18 protein-coding genes are annotated in these 23,508 nt (G+C 72.3%); 4 read left to right on the top strand and 14 right to left on the bottom strand.

Annotated elements, in window-relative coordinates:
* Positions 1 to 91: 91 nt before the first annotated feature.
* The 5 genes from ACIQNG_RS25975 to ACIQNG_RS25955 all read right to left on the bottom strand — a co-directional run bounded on the left by ACIQNG_RS25975 (position 92) and on the right by ACIQNG_RS25955 (position 6,819).
* A complete protein-coding gene (locus ACIQNG_RS25975; RefSeq protein WP_401488210.1) occupies positions 92 to 1,630 on the bottom strand; it encodes a methyltransferase in 1,539 nt (512 codons plus the stop codon).
* A gap of 254 nt (positions 1,631 to 1,884) precedes the next feature.
* On the bottom strand, positions 1,885 to 2,460 hold the full coding sequence (locus ACIQNG_RS25970; protein WP_401433874.1) for a small secreted protein: 576 nt from the start codon (positions 2,458 to 2,460) through the stop codon (positions 1,885 to 1,887).
* 272 nt (positions 2,461 to 2,732) lie between these two features.
* On the bottom strand, positions 2,733 to 5,165 hold the full coding sequence (locus tag ACIQNG_RS25965) for a sodium-translocating pyrophosphatase (RefSeq protein ID WP_401488207.1): 2,433 nt from the start codon (positions 5,163 to 5,165) through the stop codon (positions 2,733 to 2,735).
* A 415-nt stretch (positions 5,166 to 5,580) separates the two neighbouring features.
* Positions 5,581 to 6,006 carry an ATP-binding protein gene (locus ACIQNG_RS25960; protein WP_401488205.1) on the bottom strand — a complete coding sequence of 142 codons (426 nt, stop codon included), beginning with the start codon at positions 6,004 to 6,006 and terminating at the stop codon, positions 5,581 to 5,583.
* A 471-nt stretch (positions 6,007 to 6,477) separates the two neighbouring features.
* On the bottom strand, positions 6,478 to 6,819 hold the full coding sequence (locus tag ACIQNG_RS25955; protein WP_401488202.1) for an anti-sigma factor antagonist: 342 nt from the start codon (positions 6,817 to 6,819) through the stop codon (positions 6,478 to 6,480).
* 141 nt (positions 6,820 to 6,960) lie between these two features.
* Between ACIQNG_RS25955 and ACIQNG_RS25950 the strand changes: the two genes are divergently transcribed.
* Complete coding sequence (locus ACIQNG_RS25950) at positions 6,961 to 9,399, top strand: DEAD/DEAH box helicase (protein ID WP_401488200.1); 2,439 nt, start codon at positions 6,961 to 6,963, stop codon at positions 9,397 to 9,399.
* Positions 9,400 to 9,576: 177 nt separating this feature from the next.
* On the opposite strand, the gene ACIQNG_RS25945 is transcribed toward ACIQNG_RS25950, so the two are convergent.
* The 7 genes from ACIQNG_RS25945 to ssd all read right to left on the bottom strand — a co-directional run bounded on the left by ACIQNG_RS25945 (position 9,577) and on the right by ssd (position 14,696).
* Positions 9,577 to 9,945 (bottom strand): Rv3654c family TadE-like protein, encoded by a 369-nt coding sequence (locus ACIQNG_RS25945; protein WP_401488237.1) that lies wholly within the window; start codon positions 9,943 to 9,945, stop codon positions 9,577 to 9,579.
* Between the two features lie 98 nt (positions 9,946 to 10,043).
* A complete protein-coding gene (locus ACIQNG_RS25940; RefSeq protein WP_401433889.1) occupies positions 10,044 to 10,397 on the bottom strand; it encodes a TadE family type IV pilus minor pilin in 354 nt (117 codons plus the stop codon).
* Positions 10,384 to 10,605 (bottom strand): DUF4244 domain-containing protein, encoded by a 222-nt coding sequence (locus ACIQNG_RS25935; protein WP_401488236.1) that lies wholly within the window; start codon positions 10,603 to 10,605, stop codon positions 10,384 to 10,386. Before ACIQNG_RS25935 ends, ACIQNG_RS25940 begins: the two co-directional genes overlap by 14 nt.
* Positions 10,606 to 10,703: 98 nt before the next feature.
* The gene (locus ACIQNG_RS25930; protein WP_401488197.1) at positions 10,704 to 11,483 is read right to left on the bottom strand and encodes a type II secretion system F family protein; all 780 of its coding nucleotides are present in this window, start codon (positions 11,481 to 11,483) and stop codon (positions 10,704 to 10,706) included.
* Positions 11,480 to 12,343, bottom strand: coding sequence for a type II secretion system F family protein (locus ACIQNG_RS25925; protein WP_401488234.1), 864 nt, complete (start codon positions 12,341 to 12,343; stop codon positions 11,480 to 11,482). The genes ACIQNG_RS25930 and ACIQNG_RS25925 overlap by 4 nt, the downstream gene beginning before the upstream one ends.
* Before the next feature lie 68 nt (positions 12,344 to 12,411).
* Entirely contained in the window at positions 12,412 to 13,629 is a 1,218-nt protein-coding gene (locus tag ACIQNG_RS25920; protein WP_401488232.1) for a TadA family conjugal transfer-associated ATPase, read from the bottom strand.
* On the bottom strand, positions 13,593 to 14,696 hold the full coding sequence (ssd, locus tag ACIQNG_RS25915; RefSeq protein ID WP_401433898.1) for a septum site-determining protein Ssd: 1,104 nt from the start codon (positions 14,694 to 14,696) through the stop codon (positions 13,593 to 13,595). The genes ACIQNG_RS25920 and ssd overlap by 37 nt, the downstream gene beginning before the upstream one ends.
* A 606-nt stretch (positions 14,697 to 15,302) precedes the next feature.
* On the opposite strand from ssd, the gene ACIQNG_RS25910 reads away from it, so the two are divergent.
* Complete coding sequence (locus ACIQNG_RS25910; protein WP_401488195.1) at positions 15,303 to 16,148, top strand: HAD family hydrolase; 846 nt, start codon at positions 15,303 to 15,305, stop codon at positions 16,146 to 16,148.
* A 503-nt stretch (positions 16,149 to 16,651) separates the two neighbouring features.
* Here ACIQNG_RS25910 and ACIQNG_RS25905 read toward each other — a convergent pair.
* Entirely contained in the window at positions 16,652 to 17,476 is an 825-nt protein-coding gene (locus ACIQNG_RS25905) for an oxidoreductase (RefSeq protein WP_401433904.1), read from the bottom strand.
* Positions 17,477 to 17,572: 96 nt separating this feature from the next.
* On the opposite strand from ACIQNG_RS25905, the gene ACIQNG_RS25900 reads away from it, so the two are divergent.
* A complete protein-coding gene (locus tag ACIQNG_RS25900; protein ID WP_401488192.1) occupies positions 17,573 to 18,613 on the top strand; it encodes an ATP-binding protein in 1,041 nt (346 codons plus the stop codon).
* Between the two features lie 93 nt (positions 18,614 to 18,706).
* On the opposite strand, the gene ACIQNG_RS25895 is transcribed toward ACIQNG_RS25900, so the two are convergent.
* Positions 18,707 to 19,981 carry a hypothetical protein gene (locus tag ACIQNG_RS25895; RefSeq protein ID WP_401433910.1) on the bottom strand — a complete coding sequence of 425 codons (1,275 nt, stop codon included), beginning with the start codon at positions 19,979 to 19,981 and terminating at the stop codon, positions 18,707 to 18,709.
* A gap of 403 nt (positions 19,982 to 20,384) precedes the next feature.
* On the opposite strand from ACIQNG_RS25895, the gene ACIQNG_RS25890 reads away from it, so the two are divergent.
* Positions 20,385 to 23,384, top strand: coding sequence for a SulP family inorganic anion transporter (locus ACIQNG_RS25890; RefSeq protein WP_401488189.1), 3,000 nt, complete (start codon positions 20,385 to 20,387; stop codon positions 23,382 to 23,384).
* Positions 23,385 to 23,508 lie beyond the last annotated feature (124 nt).

Raw genomic sequence — 23,508 nt, 5'->3', positions numbered from 1 at the left:
GGCCGGACGAACTCCCACTCGGCATCGGACAGCTCATGTCGACGTATCACCCAACCATGATCCACCACTCAAGAGCATTTGAGGACACGACCTAGCGGGCCGGCTCCAGGAAGCCCTGTTCCACCAGCAGCCGGATCTGGGCGGGGGTGCGGTCCCGCAGCGACACCGGGTCCTCACCCACGAGTTGGGCGATGGCGTCGAGGATCCGCCCCGCGGTCAGCGTGCCGTCGCACACGCCCGCGAAGCCCGCGCCGACGGTGTCCACCCGGGTGGCCCGGCGCATCCCCCGGTTCTGCCGCAGCACGACATGCTCCGGGTCCTCGGCGCCGGGCAGTCCGACCTGCTCCTGCACCACCTCCGCGACCAGCCGGAACCGCTCCTCCAGCAGCGCGGCGTCGTCCCGCGAGCGCAGATAGTCGAGCCGGCCGAAGTGCGCCCGCACGGTGTCGCCGAGCGGCTGCTCGACCGGGTGCGGCCACTCCTCGACCGTCACCGAGGGCACAGCCGCGTCCGTCCGCCGCAGGCTGATCCAGCCGAAGCCGACCGCCTTCACCCCGCGCGCCTCGAACTCGTCCAGCCAGGCGTCGTACCGCGCCTGGTACGTGGCCGGGTCGCCACGGTGGTCCCCGGCGTCCCGCAGCCACAGTTCGACGTACTGCGTGATGTCCTGGACCTCGCGCTGCACGACCCACGCGTCGCAGCCGCGCGGCACCCAGGAGCGCAGCCGGTCCTGCCAGTCCTCCCCCTCCACGTGCTGCCAGTTGGCGAGGAACTGCGCGAACCCGCCCTCGTTCAGCCGTTCCCCCGCTCCCTGAACGAGCGAGCGGCACAGATCGTCCCCGCCCATCCCGCCGTCCCGGTACGTCAGCCGGGCGCCGGGCGAGATCACGAACGGCGGGTTGGACACGATCAGGTCGTACGTCTCCCCCGCCTTGAGCGGCCCGAACAGCGAGCCCTCCCGCAGTTCGGCCGCCGGGGCGCCGGACAGGGCGAGCGTGAGGGCGGTGAAGTGCAGCGCGCGCGGGTTGAGGTCGGTCGCCGTCACGCGCGTGGCGTGCTGCGCGGCGTGCAGCGCCTGGATACCGGAGCCGGTGCCCAGGTCGAGCGCGGCCGAGACGGGCGTACGGACGGTGATCCCGGCGAGGGTGGTGGAGGCGCCGCCGACGCCGAGGACGACGCCTTCCTCGTGGCGTCCGATCCCACCGGCGCCGCCGACCGCGCAGCCGAGGTCCGACACGATGAACCAGTCCTCGCCGTCCGGTCCGCCGTACGGCCGTACGTCGACCGCTGCGGCGACCTCGTCCTCGCCGGCACGGGTCAGCCAGCCGCTCTCCAGACAGGCGTCGACCGGCAGAACGTCCGCTACGCGCGCGTAGGGCACCGGTTGCTGGAGGAGGAACAGTCTGATGAGCAGTTCCAGCGGCGTGTCGCCGCGGGTCGCACGGAGCGCGGGCACGGTCTCGCTGCGGGCCAGCGCCGCGTAGGCGGGGGCGCCGAGCAGTTCGAGAAGTCCGTCGGCGGTGAAGGCGGCCCCCAGCAGGGCCTCCCGCAGCCGCGCGGCGACGTCGGAACGGTCGGCTGAGGGCAGAGAGGGCAGAGAGGGCAGATTCGACAGGCTCGCATCACTCACGCCCCCATTGTCTCCGCCCGGACCACGACCACCTCCCCGGGAGGCCACGCCGCGCGGGGCGCCCTTGGGGACCGGGCCGGACGGGGACGGACCGCGAGCATGCGGCGCGGGCACCCACCGCGGGCCGGATGCCGGATGCCGCGGCCTGTACCGCTGCGGGCGCCGCGGCCTGCACCGCCGCCGGTGCCGCGGCCTGCACCGCTGCCTGCACCGCGGCCTGTGCCTCTGCCGGTGCCGCTCCCCGTGCCGCCGTCTCAGCCTGCCGCCGTGCTGGCTCCCGTGGACGCCCCCTGGCAGGACGCCTGCTTGGCCATGGCCTGGCCCACGTCGCCCTCCTCCAGGGTCTTGAGGGCCTCGTTGCCGCTCTGGCTCAGCTTGTCGAGTTCGGCGGCGATGTCCTTGAGGCCGGCGGCGAACTTGGCCTGGTCCTTGGTGTCCAGCTCGTCGACCTGCTTCTTCAGGCCCGCGTACGACGTGGCGATCCCGTTCAGCTCCTTGACGGCGTCCGTCTGCTTCTTCTCGCCGTTCTCCACGTCCGGGGCGCCGGCCTCGGTGACCGCCGTGCCGATCGCCTTGTAGGCGTCGGACATGTCCTGGAACGCCTGCGCGTCGGTCTTCTGGACCTGCTCAGGCGAGCTGCTGTCCGAGGTCTCCTTCTGGATCGCGGCGTTGGCGGACTCGATCTTCTCGGCCTGCGGCTGCAAGGAGTCGCAGACCTGCTTCGCCCAGGCATCGAGCTTCTCGTTGCCTTCGTCGCCGCTGCCGCAGCCGGTCAGCGCCAGTGCCAGTACCGCACCGCCGGACAGCGCGGCCCCGAGCTTCTTGTTCACCGGTTTGGTCCCTTCCGTGGCTCTCGGCCCCGGAACATACACGGCACTCGCGCGACACCATGGACAGGTCCACCCGATAAGAACCCTTTCCGCACCCTTTGCCCCGAGCGAGAGAAGGCTCACGAGATCCAGGCCACGTACGCCACCCGACCGCCGTCAGCAACCCCTCGACACCCCCTCGACAACCCCTCAGGACGACGGCGAGGCGGGCGGACGACACGCCAACGCGCGCCTTCCGCCCGCCTCTTGAAACGGGGCCCTCAGGGGCGGTCCTACGGCACCACCGCCGGGTCCACCGGCTTGGGCGGCCGGTCCGCACCCCCCTCGCCGTCCGGGCCGTCGGCGTCGTCGGCGTCACCCACGGCGATCCCACGCCGCTTGGAGACGAACACCGCCCCGGCGATCACCACGAACGCCAGCGCGGCGATCAGGATCCGCACCGTGAGGTTCTCGTCGGCGCCGTACGAGAACTTGATCACCGCGGGGGCGATCAGCAGCGCCACCAGGTTCATCACCTTCAGCAGCGGGTTGATCGCGGGCCCGGCCGTGTCCTTGAAGGGGTCGCCGACCGTGTCGCCGATCACCGTCGCCTCGTGCGCCTCGCTGCCCTTGCCGCCGTAGTGGCCGTCCTCGACGAGTTTCTTGGCGTTGTCCCAGGCGCCGCCGGAGTTCGCGAGGAACACCGCCATCAGGGTGCCCGCACCGATCGCGCCCGCCAGGAACGCGCCGAGCGCGCCGACGCCGAGCGTGAACCCGATGAAGATGGGCGCCAGTACGGCCAGCAGCCCCGGGGTGGCCAGTTCCCGCAGTGCGTCCCTCGTGCAGATGTCCACGACCTTCCCGTACTCGGGTTTCTCCGTGTAGTTCATGATCCCGGGCCGTTCGCGGAACTGCCGACGGACCTCGTAGACCACGGCTCCCGCCGAGCGCGACACCGCGTTGATCGCCAGCCCCGAGAAGAGGAAGACGACCGCCGCGCCCGCGATCAGGCCGACCAGGTTGTTGGGCTGCGAGATGTCCATGATCAAGGTCATGGGCGCGCCCTCGCCGCTGAGTTTCTCCCCGACGTCCTGCGCTCCTGTCGTGATCGCGTCGCGGTACGACCCGAAGAGCGCCGCCGCCGCCAGGACGGCGGTCGCGATGGCGATGCCCTTGGTGATCGCCTTGGTGGTGTTGCCGACGGCGTCCAGGTTGGTGAGCACCTGGGCGCCCGCGCCCTCGACGTCGCCGGACATCTCGGCGATGCCCTGAGCGTTGTCGGAGACCGGCCCGAAGGTGTCCATGGCGACGATCACGCCGACCGTGGTGAGCAGACCGGTGCCCGCCAGCGCGACGGCGAACAGCGCGAGCATGATCGACGCACCGCCCAGCAGGAAGGCCCCGTACACCCCGAGCCCGATGAGCAGCGCGGTGTAGACCGCCGACTCCAGGCCGACGGAGATACCGGCGAGGACGACGGTGGCGGGGCCGGTCAGCGAGGACTTGCCGATGTCCTTGACCGGGCGCCGGCTGGTCTCGGTGAAGTAGCCGGTGAGCTGCTGGATGACGGCCGCCAGCACGATGCCGATCGCCACCGCGACCAGGGCGAGGATCCGGGGATCGCCGTCCTTCGCCGCGATCGCCGCGTCGGTGACACCGTCGAGGTCGGCGTACGACGACGGCAGATAGGCGTAGACGGCCACGGCGACCAGCACCAGCGAGATCACCGCGGAGATGAAGAAGCCCCGGTTGATCGCGGTCATGCCGCTGCGGTCGCTGCGCCGGGGCGCCACCGCGAAGATGCCGATCATCGCCGTGACGACACCGATCGCGGGGACGAGCAGCGGGAAGGCGAGGCCCGCGTCCCCGAAGGCCACCTTGCCGAGGATCAGCGCGGCCACCAGGGTCACCGCGTACGACTCGAAGAGGTCGGCCGCCATGCCCGCGCAGTCGCCGACGTTGTCGCCCACGTTGTCGGCGATGGTCGCGGCATTGCGCGGATCGTCCTCCGGAATGCCCTGTTCGACCTTGCCGACCAGGTCGGCGCCGACGTCGGCGGCCTTGGTGAAGATGCCGCCGCCGACCCGCATGAACATCGCGATCAGGGCGGCGCCGAGACCGAAGCCCTCCAGCACCTTCGGCGCGTCGGCCGCGTACACCAGCACCACACAGGAGGCGCCGAACAGTCCGAGCCCCACCGTGAACATGCCGACGACACCGCCGGTGCGAAATGCGATCTTCATCGCTTTGTGCGAGACCTCGGTGAGATCCTTTTGCGCCTCGCCCTCCCCGGGAGTCGCCTCCCGGGCCGCCGCGGCGACCCGCACGTTGGTGCGCACGGCCAGCCACATGCCGATATAGCCGGTGGCCGCCGAGAACACCGCGCCGATCAAGAAGAACACCGACCGTCCGGCGCGCTGATTCCAGTCGTCGGCCGGCAGCAGCATGAGCAGGAAGAAAACGATCACGGCGAAAACGCCGAGGGTGCGCAACTGCCGGGCCAGATAGGCGTTCGCGCCCTCCTGCACGGCCGCCGCGATCTCCTTCATGCGCTCAGTGCCCTCGCCCGCGGCGAGCACCTGGCGCAGCAGGACACCGGCGACGACGAGCGCGGCCAGCGCGACGGCCGCGATGGCCATCACGAGGACACGGTTGTCGTCGGTGAGCACTGCAGCCGCGAAGGTGTGGGGATGGTCCAACTGATGAGGGGTAGAAAGCCCCGTCATTCGTCCTCCTTGACTCTTGGGCTGAGCTCAAGATGTGGACGGATTGTATGGATCTTATCCTGATCAAAACAGTGCGCGGTAAGCGGAATTGGCCTTCACTTGCCCTTGCGCAAATGATCGCGCAGAAACCATGATCCGGATAGCCGTAATGCGCCGAAAGAATTAATACCTTGATCGTGAATTCCTTCACGAATTCAAGCGCCCAAAAAATCAAGGACCCCGCTCGCGGCGGGGCCCTCGGCGTGACTACGGAACTTCAGGGACTACGGGGACTGAGGGGGCTGCGGGGACTGGCGGGGACTGCGGAGACTGGCGGGGACTACGGGACCGGCCGGGCCTACTGCGCCGACGGGGACCGGCCGGGGCTGGCGGGGCCTACGGGCCTACGGGCCTACGGGCCTACGGGCCTACGGGCCTACGGCAGGGTCGCCGTCTGCGGTGTCGTGGGCCAGGTCATCCGGATCAGCCCGCCGTGCGCACCCGCGGTCACCTCGACGTCGTCCACGAGGCCACTGATGACGGCGAGGCCCATCTCGTCCTCCTCCGCCTCGACATCCCCGTCCAGGGCGGCGGAACCGCCGGGGGCGAGGCGTGGGGCCTCGTCGCCGACCTCGATGGAGAACTGTTTCTCCTCTTCGATCAGCGACACCTTCACCGGCGCCGTGATACCGGCGCTCTGGTGCAGGCCGACGGCCCGGGTGCACGCCTCACCGACGGCGAGCCGCACCTCGTCGAGGACCGCCTCGTCCACACCGGCCCGGCGCGCCACCGCCGCCGCCACCAGACGAGCGGTGCGGACGTGCTCGGGCAGTGCGCTGAAGCGGAGTTCGACGGTGGCCATGCATCCCCCTCGGAGCTACGGGCGTGCGGTCGGGGGCCGGGCCGTCGAACGCCCGTACCCCCAGGTCAACTCGGCCGGTCCGGACCGTCGGCCCCGACCGGATGGCCGGCGCTCGACATGTTCCCGGACCGGAGGGCCAGGTCGTTCCCCGGCGCGAAAGGCGCGGGAGCCGCCTGGACCGAACGGTCAGGTCCACCTCCGACCGGGCGGCCGGAGTCACGACCGACCGGATGGCCGGCATCACCCCGGACCGATCGGGCAGGGCCGTCCCGGACCGAATAGCCGGGCCTTCCCGGACCTTACGGGTCAGGGTCGCCCCGGACGGAAACCGGAAGCCGTGATCCAGCCCCCGGCCCAGGACGCTCGGCCGACCTCCGACCGGACCGGACTGGACCGGACTGGACCGGGCCAGACCGGATCGGGCCAGACCGGATCGGCCCGGACTGGACCGGCCCGGAACAGACCGGACGGTCAGTCGGTGGCCGAAATCGCTTCGTCGACCGTGGTGTGGATCGGGAACACCTTGGTGAGGCCGGTGATGCGGAAGATCTTCAGAATGCGCTCCTGGTTGCAGACCAGGCGCAGGGAGCCCTCATGGGCCCGGACGCGCTTCAGGCCGCCGACGAGCACGCCGAGACCGGTGGAGTCGAGGAAGTCCACACCCTCCATGTCCACGACGAGGTGGAAATTCCCGTCGTTCACCAGCTCGACCAGCTGTTCGCGCAGCTTGGGCGCCGTATATACGTCGATTTCGCCACCGACCCGGACGATCGTGCGATCGCCGACGGTCTCGGTCGACAGGGACAGGTCCACGGATCCTCCAGCACCTTGCTCTCGAGCGGTCGCCCTTGGGCACCTCGGCAGAGCCCCCGGGTCGGTTCGCCAGCCGCGAAGGCATTCAATCACTTACGGGTAGGCGTGCACGACGCCTTGGCCCCATTGTCCGTCACTCCAATGACACACTCGGTGTCGATGGCCAAGAATCACCGATCCGAACGACTCCCGGCGGACTCCGCGCCCCGCCCGGCCCCGGGCGCCGTATTGGACCGGCTCGCCTCGGGACCGAGCCGGGCTTCGCGCATCACTCATACGGAGCACTTGCCCGCCCGTGCGGGCCGACATGCCGTCTGGCCGGACCGGATCCGTTCCGAGGTGATCGCGGCGGTCGAGGCGGCGGGCATCGCCCACCCCTGGGCCCACCAGGCACGCGCCGCCGAGCACGCCCTGGACGGCGATTCGGTGGTCGTCGCCACCGGCACCGCCTCCGGCAAGTCCCTGGCCTACCTCGTCCCGGTGCTCTCCGCCCTCCTGGACGGCTCCGAGGCCCCCAACGGCCGCGGCGCCACCGCCCTCTACCTGGCCCCCACCAAGGCCCTGGCCGCCGACCAGTGCCGCTCGGTGAGAGAACTTTCACACCCCCTCGGCACGGCCGTCCGGGCGGCGGTGCACGACGGCGACACGCCGTTCGAGGAACGCGAGTGGATCCGCCAGTACGGCACCTACGTCCTCACCAACCCGGACATGCTGCACCGCAGCATCCTGCCGTCCCATCCCCGCTGGTCCTCCTTCCTCAAGGCGCTGAAGTACGTCGTCATCGACGAGTGCCACACCTACCGCGGTGTCTTCGGCTCACACGTCGCCCAGGTACTGCGCAGGCTGCGCCGCCTGTGCGCCCGCTACGGCTCCTCCCCGGTGTTCCTGCTGGCCTCCGCCACCGCCGCCGAGCCGGCCGTGGCCGCCCGGCGGCTGACCGGGCTGCCGGTGGTCGAGGTCGCCGACGACGCCTCCCCGCGCGGGGAGATGGTCTTCGCCCTGTGGGAGCCGCCGCTGACGGAACTCCAGGGCGAGAAGGGCGCCCCGGTGCGCCGCACCGCCACCGCCGAGACCGCCGACCTCCTCACCGACCTGGCCGTCCAGGGCGTACGCTCGGTCGCCTTCGTACGCTCCCGGCGCGGCGCCGAGCTGATCTCGGTCATCGCCCAGGAGCGGCTCGCGGAGATCGACCGCTCCCTGTCCCGGCGTGTCGCCGCCTACCGGGGTGGTTATCTCCCGGAGGAGCGCCGCGCCCTCGAACAGGCCCTGCACTCCGGCGAACTCCTCGGCCTCGCCGCGACGACCGCTCTCGAACTCGGCATCGACGTCTCCGGCCTCGACGCCGTCCTCATCGCCGGCTACCCCGGCACCCGCGCCTCCCTCTGGCAGCAGGCGGGCCGCGCGGGCCGGGCCGGACAGGGCGCCCTGGCCATCCTGGTCGCCCGCGACGACCCGCTCGACACCTTCCTCGTCCACCACCCCGAAGCCGTCTTCGCCCAGCCCGTCGAGTCCACCGTCCTCGACCCCGACAATCCCTACGTCCTCGCCCCGCACCTGTGCGCCGCGGCGGCGGAACTCCCCCTCACCGACGAGGACCTCGACCTCTTCGGCCCCGGCTGCAAGGACCTGCTGCCCCAGCTGGAGGCCGCGAAGCTGCTGCGCCGGCGTACGGCGGCCTGGCACTGGACGCGCCGGGAGCGGGCCGCCGACCTCGCCGACATCCGGGGCGAGGGCGGCAACCCCGTGCAGATCGTGGAGGCCGACACGGGACGGCTGCTCGGCACGGTCGACGCGGGCGCCGCGCACACCACCGTCCACGAGGGCGCCGTCCACCTCCACCAGGGCCGCACCTATCTGGTGCGCTCGCTCGACCTGGACGACGACGTCGCCCTCGTCGACCAGGCCCGCCCGCCGTACTCCACCATCGCCCGTGACACCACCTCCATCTCCGTCCTGGACACCGAGACCGAGATCCCCTGGGGCACGGGCCGGCTCTGCTTCGGCTCCGTCGAGGTCACCAACCAGGTCGTCTCCTTCCTGCGCCGCCGTCTGATCACCGGCGAGGTGCTCGGCGAGACCAAGCTCGACCTGCCGCCGCGCACCCTGCGCACCCGCGCGGTGTGGTGGACCGTCACCGAGGACCAGCTCGACGCCGCCCGCATCAACCCCGAGATCCTCGGCGGCGCCCTGCACGCCGCCGAACACGCCTCGATCGGCATGCTCCCCCTCTTCGCGACCTGCGACCGCTGGGACATCGGCGGGGTCTCGGTCCCGCTCCACCCCGACACCCTGCTCCCCACGGTCTTCGTCTACGACGGCCACCCCGGCGGCGCGGGCTTCGCCGAGCGGGCCTTCCACACCGCCCGCGCCTGGCTCACCGCCACTCTCCAGGCCATCGCCTCCTGCGAGTGCGACGCGGGCTGCCCGTCCTGCATCCAGTCCCCCAAGTGCGGCAACGGCAACGACCCACTGCACAAGAGGGGCGCGGTGCGGCTCCTCACCGAGCTTCTGCGGGCGGCACCCGCAGAGGACCAGCCGGAGAAGAACCCGCCGCAGACATCCGAGGACGGGCCGGGCTGAGAAGGGCCATCCGCGCGGGGCGGACGTCAGCGCTAGGCAGACGTCAGCGCTAGGCAGACGTCAGCGCTGGGCGGACGTCAGTCACGGGCGGGCATCAGTCGCGGGCGGACATCGGTGCCCGGCGGGCATGAACGCCGAGGCAGGCGGCAAAGGGTGGCCACCCTCGCCCATTCGCTCCTACGGCGGTCCCGCCCGTGCCCTCACCTCCGCCCGGAACAGCCCTCTCCCCGACACCGCCGTCACATCCGAGACCTCCCCCTCGATCACACACCGCACAAGCCGCGCCCTCTGCTCCCGCGCCGCGTCCTCCGCCCGCGCACAGGCTCTCGTAGCCCCCTCGGCCCAGTGACCGGCCGCCGCCAGCGCCGCGAGATCCGCGCCGCCCGCCGCACGGTGCCGGACCACCACGGCCTGCCCCAGCGCCAGCACCGCGCCGAAGACGACGCAGAGCACGGCGATCACCGCGAGGCTCACGACGGTCGCCGAGCCCCGGTCACGCTCCGCGCGCGAGGCCCATGAGACCCGCCGGGCCCGTGAGATACGCAGAGCCGATGAGGCCCATGAGCCCCATGAGATCCACGAGCCCCATGAGACGCATGAGACGCATGAGACCCGCGAAACCCACCAGCCCTTCACCCGCGCTTTCACGGCCCGCCCTCCACCAGCGCCACGGCCTCCTCCCGCACCTCGACGGCCAGTTCCCCCAGCACCGGCGGCCGGGCCACGACCCGCACCCGTACCCGGTCCCCCTCCCGGCTGAGCGTCACCCGCGCGCCGGGCGGTGCGGCTTCGCGGGCCAGTTCGACCACCGCGCCGTCCGGATCCTGCCGGGCCGCCGCACGGGCGCCCGTCCGCGCCGCGTCCACACACTGGATCTGGGCGGCGACCACCATCAGCCCCCACACCAGGGCCATCGCGAACATCACCAGCACCGGCAGCGCGACCGCCGTCTCCACGGTCACGGCACCGCGGTCCGACCGCCGCTCACATGCCCGCATCGAGAGCCCGCTCCACCAGTGCGCGCAGCTTCGCGCTGACCTGTTCACTGGTCAGCACCCGGTAGAGCACGACGGCCAACCCGGCGGCGGCGACGATCCCGAGCGCGTACTCGGACGTCACCATCCCGGCGTCCCTCCGCTCCCCGCGCAGCGCCGCCCGCGCCCGACACACCAGGACACGCACGCGTGTCCGCATCATTCCGCACATCCTCAACCCCCGTAGGTTCTTGGTTCCCTTGATCTCCGGCGCCCCCGCCGACCACCGGCCGGCAGCCAGGTCAGCCCCGCTCACACCCGCCCCTCCGCTCATCGGCCGCCCAGCACCTCCCCCGCCAGCCCGATCACCACCGGCACCACCCCCACGGCGATGAACGCGGGCAAGAAGCACAGCCCCACCGGCGCGCTGACCAGAACGCCCGCTCTACGCGCGCGGGCCGTGGCCTCGCGGGCCCATTCCGCGCGGGCGTCCGCCGCGAGCCGGGCGGCGGGTCCGGCGGCCGGGAGTCCGGAGACATCGGCCCGTTCCAGCAGCCGCGCCAACCCGCCCGCTCCCGGAAGCTCCGCCAATCCCCGCCACGCATCGCCCGGTTCGCCCCCGAGCCGCACCTCCGCCGCGCCCCGGGCGAGCGCGCCGCCCACGGGGCCGCCGAGGGCCTCCCCGACCGCCCGCGCGGCCGTCACCGGGGCGGCCCCGGCCGCGACGCAGGCCGCCAGCAGATCGGCGGCGAGGGGGAGTTGCCGTACCGCTTCCGCCGTGTCGGTCTCCGCCTCGGCCCGGCCGGCGGTCTGCCGCCGACGCCACCGCCACAGGGCGACCGCGCCCGCCACACCCACCGCCGCTCCGGCGACTCCCCCGATCAGCACCCATCCGGCGCACACCACCCCGGCCCAGGGCAGCCAGCGCCGCGCCATCGCGCCCAGCTCGATCCGCGGCCGGGACGACGCCGCCTCCAGGGCGAGCAGTTCGGCGATCCGGCGCCGTACTCTCCGCTCCCGCCGTGTGGCCTCCACGTGCCGCGCCAGCCACGCGAGCGCCAGCGCCGTCCCCACCACGCCCCCCAGCCTGTGGACAACGTCCGCGCTCACGCCGCCTCCGCCCGTCGTACGATCCGCAGCACCCACCAGAGCCCCATGCCCTCCAGCACCGCACCGACCGCCAGACAGGCGAGGCCCGGTCCCGTGTGCAGCAGCACCCGCAGCGGGTCGGCGCCGAGGGCCGTGCCGAGCAGCAGGCCCGCGGCCGGGAGCCCTGCGAGCATGAGTGCCGTCAGACGGGCACCCGCCAACTGGGCGCGCAGGTCGGCCCGTCGGTCCCGGTGGGCGCGCAGGGCGGCGTCGAGCCGGTCGAGCCCGGCCGCCAGTTCCGCGCCCTGGTCCACGGAGACCTGCCAGCACGCGGACAGCCCCAGCAGCCCCTCGGCGCCGGGCTGCCGTGCCGCCTTGACCAGGGCGTCGGGCACGTCCCCGCCGAAGCGGGCCGCCGCCAGCACCGCGGCGCGCGCCTCACCGAGCCCGTCGCAGTCACGGGCGGACCGCTGCAACGCCTCGCCCGGATGCCGTCCCGCGCGCACCTCGCCCGCGAGGGCCCCGCACAGCGTGATCACCTCGTCGCCCCGGCTCTCCCGGTCCCGCCGTTCCTCCCGGGCGCGTCGCGCCCGCCGCAGCACCGGCACCCCGGCCGCCCCCGCGACGACCGGCAGTACGGACGCCCCGAGCAGCCCCAGCGCCAGTCCGGCCACCAGCGACCACCATTCGGGCCGCAGTCCCCCGCGCCAGCTCCTGAGCCGTTCGCTCGTCCGCGGCCAGGGAGGCGGCGGCCCGTGTCCCACGGCTCCCCCACCCGCGAACAGCAGCTGTGTCCGCCGCGCCCCGGACTGCCACCCGCCCGTCAGCCAGATCGCGATCCCCGCACACCCGAGCACCGCGGCCATCCACACCTCACCCATCCCACTCACCACTCCCGTCATCAGAAACCCCGTCATCCCTGTCAGCTCCACCAGCTCCGCCAGCTCCGTCAACCCCAGAAGCCCTCCGAACCCCCACCTCGCCCCCGCAACAGCCCGTCCAGCCGCTCCCACCCGCGCTCCCGCGCGAACCCCCGCTCGCCCCACCGCAGCGCCGGTACCGTCCGCACCAGCCCCGACGGGTCCCGTTCCAGCACCCGCACCTCGGCGATCCGCCGCCGCCCGCCGGGTTCCCGGACCAGATGCAGGACGACCGAGACCGCCGCCGCGAGCTGGCTGTGCAGCGCCGCGCGGTCGAGCCCCGCCGCCGTGCCGAGCGCCTCCAGCCGGGCGGGGACGTCGGCGGCGGCATTGGCGTGCACCGTCCCGCAGCCGCCCTCGTGGCCGGTGTTGAGCGCCGCCAGCAGATGCACCACCTCGGGGCCGCGCACCTCGCCGACGACCAGCCGGTCCGGCCGTATCCGCAGGGCCTGGCGGACCAGGTCCTCCAGCGTCACCAGGCCCGCGCCCTCCTGGTTGGCGGGACGGCTCTCCAGCCGTACGACATGGGGATGGTCCGGGCCCAGTTCCGCGGAGTCCTCCGCCAGCACGATCCGCTCGCCCGGTCCGGCCAGGCCCAGCAGGGCGCTGAGCAGGGTGGTCTTCCCGCTGCCCGTGCCGCCGCTGATGAGGAAGGACAGCCGGGCCGAGAGCAGCGCCCGCAGGATCCGGTCGCCGCCCGGGGGCACCGTGCCCGCCGCCACCAGTTCGTCGAGGGTGAACGCGCGCGGCCGTACGACCCGCAGCGACAGGCACGTACCGCCGACGGCGACCGGGGGCAGCACCGCGTGCAGCCGGGTGCCGTCGGGCAGCCGGGCGTCCGCCCAGGGCCGGGCGTCGTCCAGGCGCCGTCCGGCGACCGTGGCCAGCCGCTGCGCGAGCCGTCGTACGGCCCCCTCGTCGGGGAAGGACACCGGGGTCAGCTCCAGGCCGCCGCCCCGGTCCACCCACACCCGGTCCGGCGCCGACACCAGAACGTCGGTGACGGCCGGGTCGGCGAGCAGGGGTTCCAGCGGGCCGCTGCCGATCAGCTCGGACCGCATCTCCTCGGCCGCGCCCAGCACTTCGGCGTCGCCCAGCATCCGCCCCTGCTCCCGCAGGGCGCGCGCCAGGTGGGCGGGGGTGGGTTCGGCGCCGCTCTCGGCCAGCCACCGCCGGACCCCGTCCAGCAGGGTCACCCCCGGCCGGGCGCTCACGCGGCGCCCGCCTCGATCAGCGCCCGCTCCCAGAAGCCGGTGCAGAACCGGGCGAGCGGTCCGCGTCCGCCCGCGCCCGGCGGTGCCTTGCCGCCGTCGGGCCGCAGCAGGCCCGCCTCGACCGGCACCGCCCCGGCCAGCGGCAGCCCGAGCAGCCGGGCCACCTCACGGTCGTCGAGACCGGGAGCGTAGGGTCCGCGCACCGCCACCCGCAGGTCCCGCAGCACCATGCCCGCGGCGGACGCCATGCGCTGGGCGGCGGCGACGGCGCGCAGTTCGCCGGGGACGACGAGGAGGCCGATGTCGACCTGGGCGAGGACCTCGGCGACACCGCCGTCGACCCGCCGGGGCAGATCGACCACGACGGTGCCACCCCGGCGGCGGGCCGCCGCGAGGACCGCCCGGACGGCCTGGGGCGGGACGGACACCCGGTCGCCGCGGTCCCAGCTGAGCACCCGCAGCGCGTGCAGTTCGGGCAGGGACTCCTCCAGGGCCCCGGCGCCGAGCCGTCCGCGCGAGGCGGCGAAGGCGGGCCAGCGCAGTCCTTCGGTGGTCTCGCCGCCGAGCAGGACGTCCAGGCCGCCGCCGAGGGGATCGGCGTCCACGAGCAGGGTGCGCAGCCCCTCGTGCGCGGAGGTGACGGCGAGGGCGCAGGCCAGGGTGGACGCGCCGGCCCCGCCCCGGCCGCCCATGACGCCGACGGTGAGCGCGGGGCGTCCGACGCCCTCGACGACGTCCGCGATCCGGTCGATCAGCCATTGCTCGCCGTCGGGCAGCATCAGGACGTGGTCGGCGCCGATCTCGACGGCCCGCTGCCACACCCCGGCGTCGTCGTGGTCGTGACCGACGAGCACCACCCCGCGTCGCCGCGCGGCCCCGCGGACCCGGCGGACGGCGTCGTCACCGACCAGGATCAGCGGTGCCGCCTCCCAGCCGCCCCGGTGCGCGGGCATCCCGGGGTGGACCTCGGGGGTGGCGCCAGCGGCGGCGCACAGGCGCAGCAGATCGTCCAGGAGCCGGGCGTCCTCGGTGACGATCAGCGGGCCGCCGCGGCTGCCCGGCACGGGTGAGGGTGGATCGTGAGTGACGGTCCTGGACATGGTGGGACTCCCCCTTCGCTGCTCGACTCGCGCGGCTCGTGCGGCCCGCGATTCCCATACGCGGGAAGAACCGGGGAACGGGCTTCCGTATATGGGCGGCCGTAGGAAACCGGCCAAACGCGTCCGGCAATCGGTTCCGGGTGTGAACTCGGCGCGATCGCGGTGCGTCGGAATCACCGTGCAACGATCCGGAAAATCATGTGGATCTTGGTCGAAATCTGTGGACAACTACGCGCCTGTGAATATCTCCGTCACCCGAACCGGTGACGGCGGGGCGGTCCGGCACCCGCCCCCGCGCGACGTCCGCAGAGCAGCCCGGGAACTACACAGAGTGATGAATCATGGGCATGAAAAAGGGGGCGGCCCGGGCCGCCCCGACGCGGCACCACAGCCGCCAGGAGTGTGGAGAGAGGGGCAAAACCCCATCTGGACATGCGACGACCCCCGCCGGGGGGGAGAGCGGGGGTCGTCCCCACGGCCGACTCGGGGGGGGAGGAGCCGGACCGGGTTAGCACGGTCGCGAACGATCCGTGACTTCCATGGTGTACCCGAGAGCCTTCTCAGGCAAACCCACACGCCCCACCTTACGCCGAATGGGCTGCGCCTATGCTCAAGGGCGTGGAAAACCACTCCTTGCCCCGCACAGCGGCCTTCTTTGATCTGGACAAGACGGTCATTGCGAAGTCGAGCACGCTCTCCTTCAGCAAGTCGTTCTACCAAGGCGGGCTGCTGAACCGCAGGGCTGTCTTGCGTACCGCATATGCCCAGTTCGTGTTGCTCGTCGGCGGCATGGACCACGACCAGATGGAACGCACCCGCGCGTACCTGTCGCAGTTGGTCCGCGGCTGGGACGTCCAGCAGGTCAGGGAGATCGTCGCCGAGACGCTGCACGACATCATCGACCCGCTCATCTACGACGAGGCCGCCTCCCTCATCGAGGACCATCACCTGGCCGGCCGCGATGTGGTGATCGTGTCCACGTCGGGCACCGAGGTGGTCGAGCCGATCGGCGAACTGCTCGGCGCGGACCGCGTGGTGGCCACCCGCATGGTCATCGGCGACGACGGCCGCTTCACCGGCGACGTGGAGTACTACGCCTACGGCCCCACCAAGGCCGAGGCGGTCAAGCAGCTCGCCGCCTCCGAGGGCTACGACCTCGCCCGCTGCTTCGCCTACAGCGACTCGGCGACGGACCTGCCGATGCTGGAGTCCGTGGGCCATCCGCACGCCGTCAACCCGGACCGCGCGCTGCGCCGCGAGGCCCTCGCGCGCGGGTGGCCGATCCTCGACTTCCACCGCCCGGTCCGGCTCAAGCAGCGGCTCCCCTCGTTCTCCGTACCGCCGCGCCCCGCCCTCGTCGCCGCAGCCGCCATAGGTGCCGCCGCGGCCACCGCGGGCCTGGTCTGGTACGCCAGCCGTCGCCGCGCGGCGACGGTCCGCCCCGTCGCCTGAGCGGCCCCTCCCCGCCTCTCACGAACCGGCCCGACCTGCCGTTTCACCCCGACAACGCCTTTACCGTCCCTTTGACCGTCTTTGAACCTAAAAGTAAAGAAGCGTGCCCGACCCTTCCGCTCCCCGTGGAGCGGGAGTACAAAGGACTCAACGGCCCGCGAGACCAAGGACATCCGAGAGGATCCCCTTTTCCTACGCATACGGCCCCACGGACCGAAGCATGAGCACAGGGCACCCACGCGACGTCGACCCGTCGAATACGGGCCAGCCGCACCAGGGACGGGCGAAGTTCCCGACCTGATGGGCCATATATCGAGGACGCCTGGTAACCAGGTGCGCATGCCGGCGGCGGTACGAGACCTCGTACCGCCGCAACCCTTGTCCGGCCCCCTACAGGGGCCTCTTTTCATCGGCCACGCCTTATAGACACCGTCCTACGCCGCCGCCGCACCCACCGGCTCACACCACCGGACCCACCACCCTACGCCCCTGCACCCACGGTCCTACGCCGCCCCCCGCTGCAACGCCTCGCACACCGCCGTCGACTCCCGCGCCCCCAGTTCGACGGCCCGCGCGCAGTGCGCGATCCACGCCGCCACACCCTCCGGCGTACCGGAGGCGTAGCCGTCCAGCGCGGCCAGATACGCCACCCGGCCCAACTCGGCGTGGCCGACCTCCGCCGGGCACACCGACTTCGGGTCGAGACCGCTGCCGACCAGCACGATCCGCTCGGCCGCCCGCGCGATCAGCCCGTTGTACGAGGTGAAGGGCCGCAGCGCCAACAGCTCACCGTGCACGATCGCCGCCGTGACCGGCGCGGGGGCGGCGCCGCCCGCGATGATCAGCCCGCTCAGCCCCTCCAGCCGCGCGGAAACCTCGTCGGCGCCGGGCAGGGCGAGCCCGATCAGCGGCTCGTCCACCGGTTCGCCCGGCTGCCGGGGACGCCCGACCGTGTCGTCCGACTCCGCGGCGGCGACCAGGTGCAGCCGGGCCAGCACCCGCAGCGGGGACTGCCGCCAGATGGAGAGCAGTTGGCCCGCCTCCGCGGTCAGCCGCAGCGCCGCGCCCATGACGCGCGCGTCGCCGTCCACCCCGAAGTCACTGCGCCGGCGGACCTCTTCGAGCGCCCAGTCGGCACCGGACAGGGAGGCCGAGCCCCGCGCACCGCGCAGCGCGGCCTCGGAGGTGACCGCGTTGCTGCGCCGCCGCATGACCCGGTGCCGGTACACCCGGTCGACGGCCTTGCGCACGGCCTCGACGGAGTCGGCCACACCGGGCAGGGCGCCCAGGGCCGCGAGCGGGTCGTCGGTCGCGCCAGTCGTACTCATGGGTACGACCCTACGCACCCGGTGGCACCACGAAGGAGTGGTCTTCTTCACGTCCGGGCGGCCCGCGCCCCCCGCACCCCACTACGCTTACTGAACATGAAAATTGCTTTCGTTGGGAAGGGCGGCAGCGGCAAGACGACCCTGTCGTCGCTCTTCATCCGCCATCTGGCCACCACCGGGGCGCCGGTCGTCGCCGTGGACGCCGACATCAACCAGCACCTGGGCGCGGCCCTCGGCCTGGACGACGCGGAGGCCGCCGCGCTGCCCGCCATGGGCGACCGGCTGCCGCTGATCAAGGACTATCTGCGCGGCACCAACCCGCGGATCGCCTCGGCCCAGACGATGATCAAGACGACCCCGCCGGGCGAGGGCTCACGGCTGCTGCGGGTGCGGGAGAACAACCCGGTCTACGACGCCTGCGCCCGGCCGGTGGAACTCGACGGCGGCGCGGTCCGTTTGATGGTCACGGGCCCCTTCACCGAAGCTGATCTGGGGGTCTCCTGCTACCACTCCAAGACGGGAGCGGTGGAGCTGTGTCTGAACCATCTGGTGGACGGCCGTGACGAGTATGTCGTGGTCGACATGACGGCGGGCTCGGACTCCTTCGCCTCCGGCATGTTCACCCGCTTCGACATCACGTTCCTCGTCGCCGAGCCGACCCGGAAGGGGGTCTCCGTCTATCGCCAGTACAAGGAGTACGCCCGCGATTTCGGCGTCACCCTGAAGGTCGTCGGCAACAAGGTGCAGGGCGAGGACGACCTCGACTTCCTCCGCTCCGAGGTCGGGGACGACCTGCTCGTCACCGTCGGGCACTCGGACTGGGTACGCGCCATGGAGAAGGGCCGCCCGCCCCGGTTCGACCGGCTGGAGGACACCAACCGGCACGCCCTGGAACTGCTGCGGACGGCCGCCGACACGACGTACGAGCTGCGCGACTGGGAGAACTACACCCGGCAGATGGTGCACTTCCATCTCCGCAACGCCCGGTCGTGGGGGAACGAGCGCACCGGAGCCGACCTGGCGGCGCAGGTCGACCCCGGCTTCGTACTCGGTGAGAGGGAGACGGAGAGGGAGAGGCAGAGGGACAGTGAGAGCGAGAGCGACAACGGGCGGGTGACCTCACCCACGCCCGCCTGACCCTGTCACGCGGCTGCTGTCCCGCCGGTGTCTACCCCGGCCGGGCGGGTGTCGTCCCCGGTCGGCCGGGTGTCATCCCCGGCCGGGCGGGTGTCATCCCCGGTCGGCCGGCGGCGCCCCCGGCACGCCCTTCGGCGCCGGGGCCGCGCTCGCCGACAGGAAGGGCTTCCAGCCCTGCTTCGGGGCCTCGCCCACCTTCAGCGTGCGCAACTTCTCCAGGGTCTTGGGGTCCTGGGCGTCCAGCCAGTCGGCGAGCTGGCGGAAGGAGACGCAGCGCACCTCCGACTTGGTGCACACCTGCTCCACCACCTCTTCGATGGCCCGCATGTACGTGCCGCCGTTCCAGGACTCGAAGTGGTTGCCGATGATCAGCGGCGCGCGGTTGCCGTCGTAGGCCCGGTCGAAGCCCTGGAGCAGTCCGTCGCGCATCTGGTCGCCCCAGAACTCGTGCTTCGTCGGGTCGCCCTGGGTGGTGGTGCCGGACTGGTTGACCATGAAGTTGTAGTCCATGGTCAGCTGCTCAAAGGTGTGTCCGGGGAACGGCACGAGCTGCATCGACAGATCCCACAGGCCCTCCTTCTTGCCGGGCCACACCTGGTTGTTGACGCCGCTGGTGTCATAGCGGAAGCCCAGCTCGCGGGCGGCCTGGGTGAAGTTCTTCTGGCCCTCCAGGCAGGGGGTGCGGGCGCCGATCAGCTCCTTGTCGTAGTCGAAGGGGAGCGGAGCCGCCTTGCTCAGGCCGGTGTTGGTCTTCCAGGTCTTCACGAACTGCTTGGCCTGGGCGATCTCGTCCTTCCACTCCGCGACCGACCACTCGCCGACGCCGCCGCCCTCGCCGCAGAAGTGGCCGTTGAAGTGGGTGCCGACCTCGTTGCCCTCCTGCCAGGCCAGCCTGAGCTGCTTGACGGTCTCGGCGATGCCCTCGTTGTCGTTGAAGCCGATGTCGGAGCGGCCCGGGGAGTGCTGCGGGGGCCGGTAGAGGTCACGTTTCTCCTCAGGCAGCAGATACACCCCGCTGAGGAAGTAGGTCATCGTGGCGTTGTTCTTCTTGGAGACCTCGCGGAAGTGCGAGAACAGTTTCTGGCTGTCCTCTCCCGCGCCGTCCCAGGAGAACACCACGAACTGCGGCGGCTTCTGACCGGGCTTCAGCCGTTCGGGCCGGGGCAGGTGCGGCTGGGCTCCGGTGAACGCCGTGGAGCCGTCGCCGATGAGCCGGACCGCGTTCTTCGGCGCCGCGGCGGGCTGCCCCTGCTCCGTGCCGGTCGCCCCCTCCTTGCGGCCGGTGGAGTCGCTCGCGCACCCGGCGAGCGAGGCGGCACAGACCGCGGCGACCACGGCGCCCGCGGCGATCCTCTGGGTGGCGGCCATGTCCGCCCACCTTCTTCCTTCTCTCGGGCCGACGCTGATGAGGGCGTCTTGGGATGACCTGCCGGTGCACCGGCAGCGCCGCCAACGTCGCACGGCACGGAGAAGGAATTAGTACGACAAGCCGACTAAATTACTGATTCGCTCATGAAGGTGATCCATTAGGCCATTCGACACATATATCCATGCTTGACCTTTACTCCGCATTACGATCCGTTTACTGAGCGTCGATTTCCTCGACGGCGGGTACCGACGGCAGGCGTCGCCGGCGCCCAAAGCCGTCGAGGGCATCGCGCCGCTTTCATCCCGCCGCTGCACGCCGTGACCCACGGCCGCGACCCGACCCCCGCCGACGAGCGGGGACCACCTGTTCCGCGACCGCGCCGCCCCGGAGGAGACGGGACCCATGTCAGCCTTCCGCACGCTTCCCCAGGCCCTTGAGACCGCACGGGCCACGGGAACCCGTCTGGTCGACGCCCGCCGCAGGCGTCCTGCCCACCCACCGCACAACCCGCCCCCCGTCCGCCGCGGCGGGTTTCACCTCGCGGGCGCCGACGTCTCGGCCTCCCTCGCGGTCTTCCTCATCGCCCTGCCGCTCTCCCTCGGCATCGCCCTCGCGACCGACGCCCCGCTCCAGGCGGGGCTGGTCGCCGCCGCCGTCGGCGGACTGGTCGCCGGTCGGCTCGGCGGCTCCGCGCTCCAGGTCAGCGGCCCCGCCGCCGGGCTCACCGTGGTCACCGCCGATCTGATCCACCGCTACGGATGGCGTACGACCTGCGCCATCACCGTCCTCGCCGGCCTCGCCCAACTGGGCCTCGGCTGTCTGCGCGTGGCCCGCTCCGCGCTCGCCGTCAGCCCGGCGATCGTCCACGGGATGCTCGCCGGGATCGGCATCACCATCGCGGTCGCCCAACTCCACATCGTCCTCGGCGGCAATCCGCAGAGCGCCGTCCTGGACAATCTGCGCGCCCTGCCCGACCAGCTCGCGCAGCTCCACCCCGCCGCCGTCTCGATGAGCGCGCTCACCCTCAGCCTGCTGCTGCTCTGGCCCCGGATCCCGGGCCGCTCGGGAGAGCTGCTGCGCACGGTCCCGGCGCCGCTCGTCGCCGTCACCGGGGCCACCGCCACCGCCTCGCTCGCCGGACTCACCCTGCCCAAGGTGGCACTGCCGTCCTGGCAGAGCCACGCGCTGGCCGGACTGCCCGAGGGCCCGGCGCTCGGGATCGCCGCCGCGGTGCTCACCACCACCCTGGTGTGCAGTGTGCAGTCCCTGCTGGGCGCGGTCGCCGTGGACAAGCTGGCCGCCTCCCGCCCCGGCCTCACCGCCAAGGTCGGCCGCTCCGACCTGGACCGCGAGCTGCTCGGCCAGGGCGCCGCCAACATCGCCTCCGGAGCGCTCGGCGGGCTGCCCGTCGCGGGGGTCGCCGTACGCAGTTCGGCGAATGTGAACGCGGGTGCCGTCAGCCGGAACTCCACGATGCTGCACGGCGTTCTCGTAGTAGTCGCCGCGCTGTTGATGGTTCCGCTCCTGGAGCTGATCCCGCTGGCCTCACTCGCCGCCCTGGTGATGGCCGTCGGCATCCAGATGGTGTCCCTCAACCACATCCGCACGGTGACCCGCCATCGAGAAGTGCTGGTCTACGCGGTCACCACCCTCGGCGTGGTGCTCCTCGGCGTCCTGGAGGGCGTGTCGCTGGGGATCGCCGTCGCCGTGGCCGTCGCCCTCCACCGCCTGGCCCGCACCCGGATCACCCACGACGAGCAGGAAGGAGCCCATCACGTCCGCGTCAGAGGCCAGTTGACATTCCTCGCGGTGCCCCGGCTCAGCCGCGCTCTGCACCAGGTGCCGCACGGGTCCCACGCGGTCGTGGAGCTGGACGGGTCGTTCATGGACCACGCGGCCTACGAGACGCTCCAGGACTGGCGCAACACCCACACCGCACAGGGCGGCACGGTCGAACTGACCGGCCGTCGGGGAGCCGTCCGGATCACCGAACCCACGGTCTCCCATCTGCTCGACCTGGACCGACCGCCCGGAACACCGGACACCCCGGACACCCCGGGCTTCCTGGACACCCTGGGCCCGGCGAACGGCTCGTACTGGGTGAACAGCGCCAACTGGACGGCCGGGACGCACACGGACCGGACGGACAAGGCGGACAACGCGTGCCCGGGCGGAACGGCGGGCACGACAGGCACGGCAGGCGCACCCCTCGCCGACTGCCGCTGCCGTCCCTGGACCCCCTGGCGCAACCACCAGTGCGAGCCGCCGGAGACTCCACGCCCGTCCGAGGCACCGGCGCCCCCGCCGGAACCCGGCCAGGACCCACCCGGCCCCGGACGGGAAGGCTCCACCCCTGGACGGGAAGGCACCACCACCCCCGCCCCCGACGCGGGACCGGGAACAGGAACAGAAAGGGGACCGGGAACAGGACCGGGAGCAGGAACAGGAACAGGAACAGGAACAGGAAGGGGACCGGGAACAGGACCGGAAACGGCACCGGGCACGGGACCGGAGCAAGACGGGTCCGCCACCACCCCGTCGACCGGCACCCCGCCGCCCATCACATCCACCACCACACCCGGCCCCACACCCGGCCCCACCCCGCCCACCACCCCCGGACGGGCCGCACCCACCACACCCGTCACCCCCCGCCTCGCCACCCCCACGACCACGCCCACCCCCGACCCCACCCCCACCCCCACCCTCTCCCCCTCCACCGATGGGGCGAGTGGGCGTCAACTGGCCCGTGGGATCAGCGCGTTCCAGCGCAACACGGCACCGCTGGTGCGGGGCGAGCTGGCCCGGCTGGCGCGGGAGGGGCAGCGACCGGTGCAGCTGTTCCTGACCTGCACCGACTCAAGGCTGGTCACCTCGATGATCACCTCCAGTGGTCCGGGCGATCTGTTCGTGGTGCGCAACCTGGGCAACCTCGTCCCGCTGCCCGGCGCGGAGAACGGCGATGACTCGGTGGCCGCGGCGATCGAGTACGCGGTGGACGTGCTGAAGGTGCGGTCCATCACGGTGTGCGGACACTCGGGGTGCGGCGCGATGCAGGCGCTGTTCCACGCCGAGCCGGGCGGGGCGCGCTCCCCGCTGGGGCGCTGGCTGCGGCACGGCCGGCCCAGCATGGAGCGGATGGCCGACGAGAACCGTCCCTCGCCCCGGCTGGCCGGGCGCCCGCCCGCGGACGCGTTGGAGCAGTTGAGCCTGACCAACGTGGTGCAGCAACTGGAGCATCTGCGGGCGCACGAGGCCGTGGGTCAGGCGCTGCGGTCGGGGCGGCTGGAGCTGCACGGAATGTACTTCCATGTGGGTGAGGCACAGGCGTATCTGCTCACGGAGCAGGGTGACGACCGGGTCTTCGACGACGTGGCGGGGGCGGGCGGGCTGCCGGTCGGGTGAGGTGAGAGGGGTGGCCCGGAGGGTGTGACGGGGAGGACACGGCATGAACCGGCTGGAGCGCGGGTCCGTGGGAAGGTGTGGAGCCTCGACCGAGCCGGGCCCGCAGTGGCTCACAGGTCTAAAC

Origin of the sequence: Streptomyces sp. NPDC091377 (assembly GCF_044757045.1) — a bacterium.
Taxonomy (GTDB): domain Bacteria; phylum Actinomycetota; class Actinomycetes; order Streptomycetales; family Streptomycetaceae; genus Streptomyces.
Note: the sequence above shows the minus strand (reverse complement) of the source record. Positions and strands in the feature narration are given on the sequence as shown.